12 protein-coding genes are annotated in these 13861 nt (G+C 68.4%); 8 read left to right on the forward strand and 4 right to left on the reverse strand.

Translation table 11 applies throughout. From position 1 onward, the window contains the following. Positions 1 to 32 precede the first annotated feature (32 nt). Positions 33 to 452: a pantetheine-phosphate adenylyltransferase gene (gene coaD / locus G3I78_RS39950; protein ID WP_164434104.1), complete on the forward strand. Its 420-nt coding sequence runs from the start codon at positions 33 to 35 to the stop codon at positions 450 to 452. On the opposite strand, the gene G3I78_RS39955 is transcribed toward coaD, so the two are convergent. Next, on the reverse strand, positions 434 to 769 hold the full coding sequence (locus tag G3I78_RS39955) for a winged helix-turn-helix domain-containing protein (protein WP_164434106.1): 336 nt from the start codon (positions 767 to 769) through the stop codon (positions 434 to 436). The two genes, coaD and G3I78_RS39955, sit on opposite strands and share 19 nt — an antisense overlap. Positions 770 to 925: 156 nt before the next feature. Here G3I78_RS39955 and G3I78_RS39960 point away from each other — a divergent pair, with 156 nt between their 5' ends. From G3I78_RS39960 to G3I78_RS39990, 7 genes are all read left to right on the forward strand, one after another. Beyond that, a complete protein-coding gene (locus tag G3I78_RS39960; RefSeq protein ID WP_164434108.1) occupies positions 926 to 1114 on the forward strand; it encodes a hypothetical protein in 189 nt (62 codons plus the stop codon). Between the two features lie 719 nt (positions 1115 to 1833). Next, positions 1834 to 6315: an RICIN domain-containing protein gene (locus tag G3I78_RS39965; RefSeq protein WP_239158337.1), complete on the forward strand. Its 4482-nt coding sequence runs from the start codon at positions 1834 to 1836 to the stop codon at positions 6313 to 6315. Positions 6316 to 6431: 116 nt separating this feature from the next. Then, positions 6432 to 6884, forward strand: a complete 453-nt coding sequence (locus G3I78_RS39970; protein ID WP_164434113.1) for a hypothetical protein — start codon at positions 6432 to 6434, stop codon at positions 6882 to 6884. 705 nt (positions 6885 to 7589) lie between these two features. Then, on the forward strand, positions 7590 to 8912 hold the full coding sequence (locus G3I78_RS39975) for a MarR family transcriptional regulator (protein ID WP_343243967.1): 1323 nt from the start codon (positions 7590 to 7592) through the stop codon (positions 8910 to 8912). Beyond that, a complete protein-coding gene (locus G3I78_RS39980; protein WP_239158338.1) occupies positions 8909 to 9481 on the forward strand; it encodes a helix-turn-helix domain containing protein in 573 nt (190 codons plus the stop codon). Before G3I78_RS39975 ends, G3I78_RS39980 begins: the two co-directional genes overlap by 4 nt. A 168-nt stretch (positions 9482 to 9649) precedes the next feature. Continuing rightward, positions 9650 to 10363 carry a ParA family protein gene (locus tag G3I78_RS39985; RefSeq protein WP_164434119.1) on the forward strand — a complete coding sequence of 238 codons (714 nt, stop codon included), beginning with the start codon at positions 9650 to 9652 and terminating at the stop codon, positions 10361 to 10363. Beyond that, a complete protein-coding gene (locus G3I78_RS39990) occupies positions 10360 to 11124 on the forward strand; it encodes a hypothetical protein (protein WP_164434121.1) in 765 nt (254 codons plus the stop codon). The genes G3I78_RS39985 and G3I78_RS39990 overlap by 4 nt, the downstream gene beginning before the upstream one ends. Before the next feature lie 154 nt (positions 11125 to 11278). Here the strand turns inward: G3I78_RS39990 and G3I78_RS39995 are convergent, their stop codons facing one another. The 3 genes from G3I78_RS39995 to G3I78_RS40005 form a co-directional block, all read right to left on the reverse strand. Next, positions 11279 to 11470 (reverse strand): hypothetical protein, encoded by a 192-nt coding sequence (locus G3I78_RS39995; protein WP_164434123.1) that lies wholly within the window; start codon positions 11468 to 11470, stop codon positions 11279 to 11281. Between the two features lie 177 nt (positions 11471 to 11647). Continuing rightward, complete coding sequence (locus G3I78_RS40000; RefSeq protein ID WP_164434125.1) at positions 11648 to 12844, reverse strand: XRE family transcriptional regulator; 1197 nt, start codon at positions 12842 to 12844, stop codon at positions 11648 to 11650. Beyond that, the gene (locus tag G3I78_RS40005; protein WP_164434128.1) at positions 12841 to 13641 is read right to left on the reverse strand and encodes a hypothetical protein; all 801 of its coding nucleotides are present in this window, start codon (positions 13639 to 13641) and stop codon (positions 12841 to 12843) included. The genes G3I78_RS40000 and G3I78_RS40005 overlap by 4 nt, the downstream gene beginning before the upstream one ends. Positions 13642 to 13861 lie beyond the last annotated feature (220 nt).

The raw sequence follows: 13861 nt of genomic DNA on the forward strand, positions 1-13861 counted from the left end.
GCCCGCCCGCCCGCTTGTTACTGTCTCCGATCATGCGAGCCCTCTTCCCAGGATCGTTCGACCCGGTCACGCAGGGACACCAGGACGTACTGCGGCGCGCCGCCCTCCTGTTCGACGAGGTCGTCGTGTGCGTGATGTTCAACGCGAACAAGACCGGCCGCTTCGCCGTCGCGGAGCGGCTGGACCGACTCCGCGCGGCAGCGGCCGGCTTGGACAACGTCACGGTCGACTCCCACACCGGCGGCCTGCTGGTCGACTACTGCCGCCGGGCCGGGATCGACGTCGTCGTCCGCGGGGTCCGGGGCGTCGCCGACCTGGACCACGAGATGCCGATGGCCCGAATGAACCACGAACTGGCGGGAGTCGAGACGTTCTTCATCCCTGCCGACCCGGCCCTGGCCCACATCTCCTCCACCCTCGTCACCACGGTCGGTCAACAGGACCGGGGTTGAGCCGGTGGAGGGTGCGGCTCGCGGTCCGGTCGGTACCCTTCGAGCAGCGCGTGGCCGAGCGGGGACAGGGTGTGCCACACAGTGTTGGTCACCCGCCGGTTCGCCTCCCGCAGGGGCTCGACGTGCTCGCTCGCCGAGGCAGCCGAGATGCCGAGCCGCCGGGCGAGTGCCCCGCCGGTCGTGCCGTTGGACACCGCGATCTCCTCCAGCACGGCCGCCCGGGTGCGGCCCAACAGGCGGGAGAGCGCGGCGGGTTGGGACGTGCCGGGGTCCGCCGTGAGGAGCTGGAGGCCGCGGTTGGCGGGATAGACCAGCACCGGGTCCAGTCAGCGCGGCATGGGCGTGCGAATCAAGGACGCCCTCAAAGCCGACATTCGAGTCATGACCACGTCGATGACCTTGATCGAGGCCTACGACCCGACGCGCTATCTCCCGACCTGGAAGTGGGCGCTCTCCCAGATCCTGTCGAAGCAGTGACCGAGGAGATCCTCGAGGCCATCCGCCTCGTCAAGGAGACGAGTCCGCACGGCCACAAGTGCGCCATCGACGCGGCCCTCGCCGCCGTCGCCCCGCGGCAGCCCGACCCGGTCACCGTGTTCACATCGGACGAGGACGACATGCGCAAGCTGTGCGCCGACCGCGTGGTCGACGTGAAGCCCTGAGCCGAGCGCAGCCCGTCCTCCTTTCCCCTTCACTTCCGCCGGCGCCACTCCCTCGGACTCGGAGGCGGCCCACCGCACGCTTCACCACCTGACTGCTTCCTGGCGGAGGCGCGGCGGCTTCGAGCGGCGGCCGGGACGCCGGCCGGTCGCCGAGGCCGAGAGCCGGACGGCCTTACCGAGGACAGGGGCCGCACCTCACAGCCAGGAGCCGTACCGCGACGGCTGTTCCGAGTACGCGACGCAGAGCGAAGCCACCATGTCTGTCACGGCCGATCGATCGCCATTGACCGATCAAGGGCCTCTCCGTCACCCCAAGCCCATTCCGACTGTGACGTTGATCTCATAGTGACGGAGAGTGGAAAGGGCCGCCGGTTCGGCAAGAGGTCGACACAGCGTTCACCCAGGCTCCACACAGGCACCGTCCGATCCCCCCGACACCACGGCTACCAGGAGTAACTGCCGTGCGGGGAAACGTCCTTGCCCTGTGAACCACCGACATGTCTATGGTGACGTCCGCTCGGGGGAAGGACCTGACCAGTCCGCCTGCCCTGGAGTGACCGGCGTGTCCACGGGGGGAGCGCCACACAACTTGAGGTCCCAGAGCTCATGCGGGCCTGATGTTTCCCTCCTGGGAGTGCGCCTGAAGCAGCCACCCCCTACAGAGAGGGATGCGCGTGTTGCGCAGACCTGCACGGAAGCAAGGCAAACGCCCCAGATGGATGGCGGTCTTGGCGACTCCGGTCGTCCCGCTTGCCTCCTTCGCTCTCCTCGCCACCCTGGTGGTGCATCCGGAGCCGACCACCGACCGTGATCCGCGCACCAGCCCGGTCGCCGACTCCTACGACGAATTCGATGCCAAGGCCGCCGAACAACTGCGTCTGGACCAGTGCCTGATGGCCGACGGCCTGCGCAGAGGCGGGCCGAACCTGTACGGCCTGGCCGCCGCCGCCCTGCCGCTGCCTTCGGACCAACTGCATCAGAAGGCAGACCGCACCTACGGCACTGGTGCGTTCGCTCAGGCATGGCAGAAGGACGGCGACGACTCCGACGCCTGGGTGAAGAAAGCCCAGGACACCGACCTGTCGTGGAAAAACGCTGTCAGCGGCCTGGACTCCTACCCCGGCTCCCCCAAAGCCGACAAGATCTTCGACCAAACAGGGATGCTTCCCTGGCTCTACCAGTCGTACTTCAAGGCCGTCGACCTGATGTCGCCGCTCTACGACCCGTCACCACAGGCGGACGGTACGACCAAGAAGGCTGCCCTCGCTGTCGGAGACCCGCTGTACACCGCAGGTGGGACGAGCGAGGAGCAGGAGGCCTGGAAGCTCTGGAAGAAGAACTCCGGAGACATCGTCCCGAACGAGCTGTTCGTTCCGCGGGTGTTCGAGGACGACGCCAGGATCTTCCTCGCCTCCGGGGGCTTCCCCAGGACCGCGCCATCACCGGGCACTCCGGAGTTCCGTATCGCGGTCGAGGACTTGAAGTCCCGGTTCGCCTCGTGCTCGTGGCACACACCGATCGACCCTGACCGGGTACTCGGCAAGGAGGTGGCGCAGGCGTCCGGCGAGTGGCAGCAGGAGATCGCCTCGCAGGCCACGCAGCGCAACCAGATCCTCTCTGCCTCAAGCACCGCCACGAAGTCGCTTCAGGACGGCACCTTCACTCTGGGCAAGATGCTGGGTCAGTCGTGGATCGCGGACTACTCCACCCGCTGGCTGGACTACTACACCGACGGCGGCCTCAACTGGATCGGTGACGGCCAGTTGGAGATCCAGGTGCCGGGAGCTGCCGGCAAGTGCCTCGATGTAGCGGGGGGCGGCAAGACCAACGGCACCCCGGTGCAGGTCTACACCTGTAACGGCGGGGCCGCCCAGAAGTGGCAGCTGTGGGGCTCCTACGACGGCGGCTACACCCTGCAAAACCCGAACTCCTTCAAGTGCCTGGAGGTGCTGAACGGCAGCACCTCCGACGGCACGAAGATCCAGATCCGGGACTGCGGCAGCGCCAAGGCCCAGCAGTGGAAGTTCGACGTGCGCAGCGCCACTCCGCTGGTGAACGCGGCGTCCGGCAAGTGTCTTCACCTGCCGACGTTCGACAACAGCAAGGACGCCGTGTCGTCGACGTGCAACGGCTCCACCGCGCAGAAGTTCAGGATCGTCGCCAAGACCCACACCGGCCCCGCACCGGCCAAGGCCGATGTGGACAAGGCCAAGGCCAACGTCACCGCCGCGCAGGCGGAGGCGAAGAAGCAGCTCGCCCTCCTCAAGACCCAGCTGGCGACGGCCCAGAAGGCCGCGACTTCGTCGGACACCGCGCTTCAGGCGGCTTACGGCATCGCCGACACCAACGGCGCCCCGCGGGGCCGTGGTCTGCTGGTCGGTCTGCAGAAGGACCAGGTCACCAAGGGGGCGGCTGCCGCGCTCCAGGCGCTGGTGAAGGCGGGCGAGACCGCCGAGGCCGCGACCCGCGCCTCAGCCGGAGACAGCGCGACCATCACGCAGCGCGCCCTTGCACAGGCGGCGCAGTCGAAGGCCGAGTTCCGCAAAGAGGCCGCCGAGGCGGCAGAGGCACAGGCCAAGGCGGCCGCGGACGCCGCCAAGATGCACCGCGACAACGCGAAGAAGGACAAGGAGACAGCGGAGGCCAAACTCGCGGTCGCGGTGAAGGCCGAGGGCGATGCCAAGGCGGCCGCGGCCGACGCGCACGCCAAGCGGCTCGCGGCGGAGGCCGAGGAGAAGACGGCAAAGGCGGAGAAGGAGAACGCCGCCGCCAAGCAGGCCGAGGCCGCCCAGCACCGCACCAACGCCGAGTCCGAGGCGACCAAGGCCAACGATGCCAGGAACAGGGCGGAGGCCGCTGAAAAGACCGCCGAAAGCAGCCGCGATGCCGCGGTCACGGCGAAGGACCAGGCCAAAGCCATGCGGGACGACGCATGGGACGCCGAGCAGAAGGCTGACGCGGCCCGCGCGAAGGCCGACGCGAAGGACGCCTACGCCAACTCTCTCGACGCGGGCGACGCGGCCGACGCGGCCCGTGCTGCGGCGAACGACGCGGACAAAGCGGCCGGCGACGCCGAAACGGCTGCGGGAAATGCCCGTTCGGAGGCGAATGCCGCCACGCAGGCCGCGGCCGAGGCAGACGCGGCAGCGACACGCGCGGAGGCGGCGGCGAAGCGGTCCCGTTCGCTCGCGGATGCCGCGCAGGCGGACAAGCTCAGGGCCGACGCGGCGGTGAGGACCGCCACCAGTGCGGCCGCGGACGCCATCAAGTCGTCCCAGGACGCCGCCGCCGAGGCCAGAACCGCGGTCAAGCTCGCCGACGAGGCCGAGCAGCACGCCAAGGATGCGAAGACCGAAGCCAACGGCGCCCAGAAGGAGGCCGGCCTAGCGGTCGCGGCCGCGGCGAAGGCCGCGGGCTACGCCCACGTCACGGCGCGTGCGGCGGTGGACGCGGGGGAGGCGGCCCGACAGGTCGCGGACCCCGCCAACGACGCGATCCAGCTCGGCTCTCCGTACGTCGACACCGATTCCACCGCCGGCCTGGTCGTGCTGACCGGTCAGGCGTCGAAGACGATCGCCGAGCAGCAGCAGGCCGTCGCCGACGCGCATGCCAGGAACGCCGCCGCCGAGGCCGACGCCGCCAAGAACCTCGCCGAACAGGCCACGGGCGACGCCAAGGAGGCGTACCAGCACGCCGCGAACGCCGCCAAGTACGCCGCCGACGCCCGTACCTACTCCAAGGAGGCCCTCGGCTACGCGGCCAACGCCGCCAGAGCCGCGGCCGCGGCGCAGGCATCGCTGGCCCGCACCATCGAGTACGACAACCAGGCGGCCGCCGACGCGGCAGCCGCCGACAGGGCTGCCGGACGCGCCGAGGGCTACGCCAAGGACGCCCGCGACTCCGCCGACACCGCAGCACTCGACGCCGAGGCGGCCCGCTCCGCCGCTGCCCGGGCCGAACAGGACGCGAAGGATGCCCGCGCCGCCGCCGACCGCGCCGACGCAGCCGCCACCGAGGCAGAAGAAGCCGCCAAGGACGCGGACAAGTACGCCAAGGAAGCCCAGGACGCCGCTGACCGCACGGAACGGGAGGAAGCCAACAAGGAGGCGGCGCAAGGAGTCGGCACGGGCATTCCCGGTGTGTTCGCCGTTCCGGACGAGTCGACCGTCGAGATCGTCAGCAGCAAGCAGATCGGTACCTGCCCGGGGATGCCGGAAGCAGCCTTCCAAGGCTGCAACGCGAAGTACGACCTGGTCATCTCCTATGAGGCCGACTTCTACCTGTGCACCGACGAGCAGGCCCAGGCCACGGCCGAGGGCTGTCCGAAGGGAGCGTGGCAGTTCCTCCAGCGGGCCACGCTGAAGGACGTCAAGATCGACGGCTGGACGCACCAGTTCTCCGGCAAGGACATCGTCCGCGCGGGATGGCAGAGCCTCTTCGGGGATGTCGCGGGATCGATCCTGTTCTCCTTCTTCGCCGAAGACCTGCTGGACTGCTGGCACGGCAGCAAGAGCGCCTGCGCCTGGAGCGTCGCCATATACGTGCCGGTCGAAGGGTTGCTCGCCCCGATCTCACGCGCTGTCAAGGCGCTCGACGCCGCGGCCAAGACAGGCATCGGCTTCGAAGACGCCTTCAAGGCACTACGCGGTCTGGAGGGTCTGGCGCCGCTGGCGAAGGAAGGAATCGGCGCAAGGGCCCTCCAGCAGTTGTACGAGACGTGCACGAAGCGGTCCAAGCCCGCGTTCGCGCTCTCCGCGGCGCTCTCTGCGGGCGGCCCCTGCGCGGAGATCATCCGGTACGCCAGCACGGAACTGGCCATTGTCGCCTACAAGTTCCGGGTGGACAGCGGACTCCGGTACAAGTTCGGACGGAACGTCGCTGTTGCAAGGGTTCCAGGATGGGCCAAGGCCACCGGCGCGAAGACTGATTACGTCGCCTTCGCGAATATCCCCCAGGGGCTTCATTCCGAAGAATTGATCATCAAGAAGCTGGAAGAAAAGGGGTTCAACAAGAGCCAGATCGCAGAACTCTACAGCGAACGCAGCCCTTGCCAGGCCATATGCTCCCCTCTCGTGGAGGGCATCCCGGTGACCTACTCGACTCCGGACGGACCCGGCTCAGCCCAAATGATCAAGTACATGCTCGACATGTTCGAGCGTGGAAAGTTCGCACGCACCACAAAAGCAAGTCCGTCTGAGTAGCGCATGAACGGGGGGCGGAGAGCTGAACCCTTGACGCCCCCCCTTCTTGTGCGTACCGGAGAATGAGACTTCCCGTACCCGTACCACCAGAACGCCCGCACGCCAGGAGATGCTGAGTGACGTACATAGACCCCGAGAGTCGGGCCAAGGCCGAGGCGGACGGCCAACCGTATGCCTCGGAGGAAACCATCGCCGCTGGGTACGACCTGGCAGGCCGGGTCTGCCGAGAACTCCACCGCGCCGGTCTTCCCGCTCATGTCGAGCGTCCGGAAGAGCCGAAACAGCCCGGCGTCTGGGTGGAAGTCGACACCCAGGGCGAGTACGCCGGAGGCCTCTACGTCCGCTGGAACGCCCCGGATTTGGCAGAGGCCGGTATGCGGGCGGTGACGGAACGGCAGGACCCGACGGCGCCGGAGTGGAAACACTACGCCGAGGTGGTTCGTCTGATGCAGACGGCATTGATCGGGATCCTGCGGCTGGCCGGCTTCTCCGTCGTGCCGGCCGAGGAGGTCGACGATGTCGCCGAGGGCGATGTGTACGTTCACGCCGATACGCCGTCATCTTCGTGAGCAGTGGCGCTTGGGACGGGACGGACCAACTCCTGAGGACATCGATGCCACCAGAAAATCCTCTGTCCAGCACTTTCGCTGGTCAGAGGATCTTGGGAGCAGACGAGCAAGGCTGTACGCCGGGTATTCCTGGAGCACCCGTCTGACCTGTGTCTTTGGGGGCCGGATCGGCTGTGACCTGCTAGGCGGGTTGCAGAGGTGATCGGAGGCAGTCGGAGGAAGACGCTCTGATTCGACCCTGGTTCGCCCCGGCCCGCTCAGAGCCGATCAGAGGCATTCGCCCTCTGTTTCGGCCCTGAGTGCGCCAGGTCGGGCGGGTGTTGATCAGGCGTGATGCCCTTGGCTGTCATCTGGATCGACCGGGGTCGAGCCGCGATGGGGACGCCTGCCTCCCGTGCGGAGCCAGGCATACGAAAGCCTCCAGGATTGCCGTCCTGGAGGCTTCGCTGGCACCGATTGGAGGTCGGTTCCGGACTCCACCCGTGGTTTTAGCAGGCCTGGGTGGCGTCCACGTCCTTGCGAGACGACCCCACAGTGCCACACCACACCCACCAGGCAGACCCATCCCGACGGCCCATTCACCCGAGCGAGCGACTGGGGCTTCACCGGCTGTCTCCGGCCGCGGCTGACCTGGTTCTGCTCGGAGACCTCACCGGCCGCTACGCGGCGGGAAGCTACAGCAGGCTCGGCTCCGACCGCCGGAGCGTGGTCCTGCGCGCGGACCGCCAGGGCGCGGCTGAGCACGGTCACCGGATCACCGCCTGCCACGCGGCCCGCGCCGGCGGCACCATCGACCAGCTCACGCAGGTCCTGCTGCACCCCGAGCACGAAGGCGGACGGCACACCCGGCACATCGCGCTGCGTTCCGGGCAGTCGCGCGCCCTGAACTACATCCGTCGGGTGTGGGCCAGCGCCTCGGATGCGATCAGCAGCACCACGGCGCTGGGTTCCCGGCATGAGGCGTACGAAGTTCTCGCCGCACTGCGCGACCGGATCGAAACGACACCGTGGCGCGGGGAGCGTGGACGGACCGCGCTGCGGGTGCTGCGGGCGCACCTGAACTTCGCCGAGATCGCGGGCGGACCCCTGCACCACGCCAGTGAGCGCCAGACCGCGGAGGAAGCCGGAGTCTCCCGCACGACACTGCGGGTCGTCTACGAGACGGTCCTCCGCCCGCGGGGCTGGCTGCGGCTCCTGCGGGTGGGCCATGGCCAGGAGGGCTCGACGTGGTACCTGAGCGAGGGCACCATCCCCGGACACGGCGACCACGCTCTGCTGTCTCGTTTCCGGTCCACTCAGTTCCCCCCCGACCCGGCACTTGAGGAGTGGACCACCCCTGAGACGGCCACGACGGCCGACATCGACTCCACCATCCTCGGCCAACTCATGGGCCACGACGCCTTCGCCCACCACGCCCTCGGCAGCGCCGCCCTCATGATCATCAGCGCCCTGCACCAGCACCCCCACCAAAGCGTCAGCGAGCTCGTCGGTACGTCCTCGGTCTCCCGCGCCACCACCTACCGGACCCTGCGGCGCCTCGCCGACCACGGTCTCGTCCAGCACACCGGAGAGACCTGGACCCTCGCGCCACGTGCGCTGGAGGGCTTCGGACTCCGCCTCCCGGACGAAGCTGGCAACAGCCACACGCTGGCACAGGGCTGGGCCAACATCGCCGAGCAACTCGGCGCCTGGGGCGTCGCGGCCCGGAGGAAGGCCCTGCATACGGCGGAGCGGGCGGCCTACCAGAAGGCACTGGACCGGCTTGCGGAGCACCGCAGCAGGGCCGTGGTGCTCGTGTGTGACGGCCGTCAGGTCCTGGTCCCAGTACCTCGCCCCGACGAGATCCCGGCGACGTGGCACGCCCCGGACGGGCGCGTCCTCGACCCGCTCACCGGTCGCCCGGCCGCTGACTGGCGGGTCGCCACCGACGGCCGCCTGATCCTCATCACGCCCGCCGACCAGCGCAGTTACGACGAGCTGGCCGCCGCCCACGCCGAAGCCCTCAGCGAATGGGAGTCCGTCGCATGAACCCAAAACCCCCGATCACCTCCGACCCGAGCAACGAGGTGACGCCCCAAGCCCTGCGCCAGCAGTACGAGTCCGGCGCCACCGTCGACGAACTCGTGACTGCCAGCGGCCTGTCCTACGGCACTGTCCTCAACCGGCTGCACGACGCCGGGACCGTCATGCGCACCTCCTGGCAGACCCGCCGGATGCGGCAGAACCCACAAGCCCGCAGGCGCCTGGCGGCCCATCTGCGCACTCTCTACGAGCAGCACGGCGCCACCCTCACCGAGCTCGCCACGGCGGCGGGAGAGACGCGGCGCGGTGCCCGGCGCCTGCTGATCGAGGCGGGCGGCACCGTGCGCTCGACCCGGCAGACGCAGCGGATGCGCGCCGCAGCGCGGGCCGCCGAACGGTACAAGGTTGCGGTGTCCCTGCGGGCCCGGTACGAGGCCGGAGACACGGTCCCGAACCTCGCCAGGGAGTACAGCTACTCCATCGCCACGGTCTACCGGTTCCTGCATCAAGCAGGCACTCGCATGCGGCCCCAGCACAAGCACGGACCGACCCACGACCCGAGGGAGCGGCCATGAGCCCCCTCGTCCGCGCGGGTGTTGTCCACCCCGCCTGGCAGATCAAAGAGTCGGCCGCCTGCCATGCCGGCCGCCAAAGGACAGCACGGGCGCCCCCTGTCGTCGGCCCACTCGTCAACGCACGCACCCAGACAGCACCCATTCCCTATTGCAGGAGATCACGCACACGTGAACGAGAACACCCGTCACAAGACCCTGGCCGCGGCCACAGAACACGTCTGGGACGCGTTCGTGATCGTCGTCGGCATGCTCAAGGGCGGCACCGGCAAGACCACCTCCGCCTGGTTCATCGCCCTCTACTACGCCGTCGTCCTCGACCTGCCGACCCTGCTGCTGGACGCGGACGCGACCAGTCAGTCCGCCTACGACTGGTTCAAGGTCGCCCAGGCCGCCGGCTTCGAGATCCCGGCCAACCTGGTTGTCGAGCGGTACCCGTTCGACGACATCGCCGAGTACATCCGCACCCAGCGGGGCGAGTTCGGCGCGGTCGTGGTCGACGCCGGCGGCGGCAGCGCCCGGATCTTCCACGAGGCTGTTACCGAGGCGAACCTGCTGCTCGTACCGGTCGCCCCCACCAAGATCGAGCGCCGCAAGCTCGTGGCCACCTTCGACGAGGCCGAGCGCGCCGCCGCCCGCAACGAGCAGGGCGTCACCGCCCATGTGGTGATGGTCAAGGCCGACGACCGCACCAGCCTGCCCAGCCGGGCCAAGGAGCATCTGCTAGAGCCCGCCCAGGGCGAGGGCATCGGCCTGGACCGCGACGAGCCGTTCCCGCTCGCCGAGACCACCATCCACTCCTGGGTGCACTACATGGAGGCCTTCGGTGAGATCCCGACCGAACTGAGCGAGTACGCCAACCTGATGAAGGAGCTCACCGCATGAGCGAGAAGAACGAGAGGCCGAAGCCCCCGGCCCGCCGCACCGGCGGGCGTGCCCTGGGCGGGGCCAAGAAGACAACCCCGCCGCCTACCGCCGAGCTCACGCCCGAGCAGTTCGCCGCCGAACAGGCCACCGACCAGAGCGAAGGGGTTGCTGCTGGCGCACCGCAGGTTCAGCACGCTCCTGCTGCGGCTGCCTTCAAGGCACAGACTCAGGATCTGGCGCACACCGTCGATACTGCCGAGGCGGGGACGGATTCCGCCGACGGCCAGGCCGAGCGGCAGCCACCGTCCGTGGCCTCGGCTCCCCGGTCCGGAGCGCTTGGGAGCCAGCCCGATCAGTCAGCCGAACTCGATGGGCTGCACAGCCCGTTCCACGCCGCGTCCGCAGTTTCGGGCACGGCGCCGACCGCCGAGGTCGCCGTCCGCCAGGCGATCCCTCCGGCGGCGGCCAGTACGGCGTTCCCGTTCAGGCCCGACGGTCCTGGACCCCTGCAGGCACCGGACACTCGACCGCAGGAGCCACCCAGTGAGGGGGCGCCCTACGCCCACGGTCCTGGTCGTCCGGAAAACATCCCCGAGGCCGCCGTCGTCCTCAACCAGCGCATCATCACGCGCGAGAGTCTCGACTCGTCGGTCCCCGCCGCGTTGAAACTGAAGAAGCGGATCAAACGCTTCGCGCTGGACAACGAACTCGACCACCTGCCCATCGGCGACATCGTTTCCGTCGCGCTGGACGAGTGGCTCACCGCCCGCGGGTTTTAAGCCCGACCGCAATGCACAAGGCGGCCGCCTCCGTGTCGGGGTGCGGCCGCCCCTGCCGACTATTCCAATAGTCCGCTAGGCGGATAGCTATCCGCCTAGCCAGACCGATCCCGGAGCAGCTCTCGTGTCTGATCGCTCCCCTTATGCCGCCCGACTACGTGAAATCGCGGACGCCCTCGACACCGAGTTCGAGCCGCGCGACGACGTCCTCACGCCGCACGCCGACACCATGGACGTCATCAGTAACCGGCACACAAAACGCGGGCAGCTCAACTACGCCGTCCCCGAAGTCCTCCAGTTCCAGCGCCGCATCCGCCGCTGTAACGCCGACACCGACATCCCCCACGGCGACATCGTCGCGCTCGCCCTCGACAGCTGGCTGCGCGCCAAGGGCTATCCGCCCGATTCGAAGGACGAAAGACGAATGGGGCTGGGCGCCAGTGGCCAGTGGCCAGTGACGATCAGGTTGCTCCAGCTTCTTTCCGCATGCGGACCGGTGCCATCTTTGTGCGGTTTCGGGGCGTTAGGGCCGCCCCCCTCTGTGTTCCAGCAGGGAGACCACTCGCCCGCTCGCCTGCTGGCGGCTGCCAGGCGACGGCGCCGGGGTAGGCCATTCGCCGTCCGGCGTCCGGGCCGTCACCGTGCGGAACAGCTCCGTCGGCATGCGGCACTGCGTCACCAGTTGAGACTCGTCGATGCCTTCTTGCGTCAGCAACTCCACGGCTCTTGGCAAGAGAGACGGCTGCTCGATAGCGCTGATCAAGCCCGGCTCGTTCCGGCGCCAGCCACGGGCCGAAATGGTCGTCATGGCGTTGCGGTAGGACGTGTCGCTGAGTCTGCCGAGCCATCGCGCACGGTACAGAAGTGCCTGGATGCTGACGCCCCACTGCTCTTTGAGCCGGGCCAGTGTCTGCCAGGCAGCGCCGCCCATGGTGGCGGGAAGCAGGCTTCGAATTTGGTCGGCCGGCATGAGCAACTCGGCGGCGAAGCGATGGGCTTGGGCCTCGACGATGCGACCGCCGGGCTCGGCGTCGCTGTGCATCATCAGGTGTCCCAACTCATGCGCGGCGTCGAAGCGCTGCCGGTAGTAGTCCCGCTTGATGGGGTTGAGGACGACCACAGGGCGCAGTTTGCTGTCGAACGAGTAGGCGTCGACCGATGCTGTCTGCGGGGGGCTGAAGACCACGAGCACGCCGTGGTTCTCCAGCATCCTGACGATGTGCCCGGCAGGCCCATCCCCCATCGCCCATTCCTGGCGCAGGAGTTGAGCGGCATGTTCCGGGCCGTCGCCGTCCGGGTCGTCCACTGGCACGGGACAGCTGGGAACGGCAGGATCCGGGAACTCGACGTGCCGTTCAAGGCTGTTGGTGATGTCCACGGCGAGCTGACCGTAGGCGTAGGCCTGATCTCGGGCCAGCTGGCTGGTGGAGCGGAGCGAGCGGAAGTGCGGTGCCGTGCAGAGGGCGGCAACATCCTCTGCACGGATCGCGAAGAACCCGGGGTCGACTGACAGGCTCAGGGCCAGTTGCGCCACTGTGGCGGCTGTCGGCCGTTTGGCTCCGGACTCCCAGGCCGCCACCGCGGTTGAGCTTTTGTCGACCAGAGCGGCTAGATCGCTTTTGCGCAGGCCCGCCAGGTGCCTCGCCATTTTGAGGCGGGCACTGTCGAAGAGCGCGGCGACCTCCGCCGCTCGGTCGAGCGTAGACGTACGAGAACTCACCCTTCACCACTAGCACGGTTGCCTGGGCGTTCTTCCATGGGCCGGCGCAGGCGAACGGGTGCATCCGGCACGGTGTTCGGCCCGGTCGGCAGCGGCGTGTCATCCGTGCGGCGTCCGCCGTCGGACGGCGGTGTGCTGAGGATGTCGTGTCGCCAGTGCCATGCCTGTCCCCCGCCGGTATTGAGGCGGGGTCGTCCGAGGACCAGTTCGGTCCGTCCGCTGAGGGGGTCGAGAGTGTGGGCCACGACGTAGGTTTCGAGGTCCGGTTCCGGCTCTGTCGCCAGCATCTCCAAGCCTCCGAACTCCTCTGCCTCCAAGCCTTCGAACAGTGAGGGCTGCGGTGGCTCGGGGGTGCGCTGCCTGGCTACCTGTTGTTTGGTCGGGCTCTTCCGGGGCCATGGCAGCCGGTCAAGTTCTCCGAAGTCGCATGAGGCGAGCAGGAATCGACGCTCATTGTGCGCCCAGCCGGGGCTGCCGTTGAGGTCGGCTCGTCGCACCAGCCCCGCGTCCAGCTGCGGCATGGTGTCGATGTCCCGTTCGGACAGCTGGTCGTACAGCAGGTCGAGGTCTGCGTCGTCGTTGCCGGAACGCACCGCGTAACGCTCACAAGCGAACACACGGTCAAGTCGATCACGGAACAATGTGTACCTGAGACTGCCGAGCAAGGCCGCGTCGTGACCGTCGGCCTCGGAGTACGTCTCCAGAGCCCGAGCGGTAGCTGACAGATACGCCCAGCGCACGCCAGCCAGGAGACCGGCGTCGCCGAACTCCGCGATGACATCCTGGTGTTCACTCACGATGATGAAGCTACACCATTGCCAGTATTTTGTGCGCTAGAGTGAACCATTCCGGCGTGTCGATGGGCATGAAGCGCACCGATCCGCCCGGCCATCCGACAATTCGGCGGCTCCCGGACCAAGTGACGCTGAAGCCCGCAGCTGTCGGTGCGACAACCCCAGGCGTGGTAGAAACCGATCGCCCCGGCGTACAGCACGTCCGGCACCGATGCCGGGACTA

The sequence above is a fragment of the Streptomyces sp. SID13726 genome, assembly GCF_010548375.1.
Classification (GTDB): Bacteria; Actinomycetota; Actinomycetes; order Streptomycetales; family Streptomycetaceae; genus Streptomyces.

Bases quoted from the DNA above. Each gene is read 5' to 3' on its own strand.
- coaD (WP_164434104.1), top strand. From the start codon at position 33: ATGCGAGCCCTCTTCCCAGGATCGTTCGACCCGGTCACGCAGGGACAC.
- G3I78_RS39965 (WP_239158337.1), top strand. From the start codon at position 1,834: ATGGCGGTCTTGGCGACTCCGGTCGTCCCGCTTGCCTCCTTCGCTCTC.
- G3I78_RS39980 (WP_239158338.1), top strand. From the start codon at position 8,909: ATGAACCCAAAACCCCCGATCACCTCCGACCCGAGCAACGAGGTGACG.
- G3I78_RS39990 (WP_164434121.1), top strand. From the start codon at position 10,360: ATGAGCGAGAAGAACGAGAGGCCGAAGCCCCCGGCCCGCCGCACCGGC.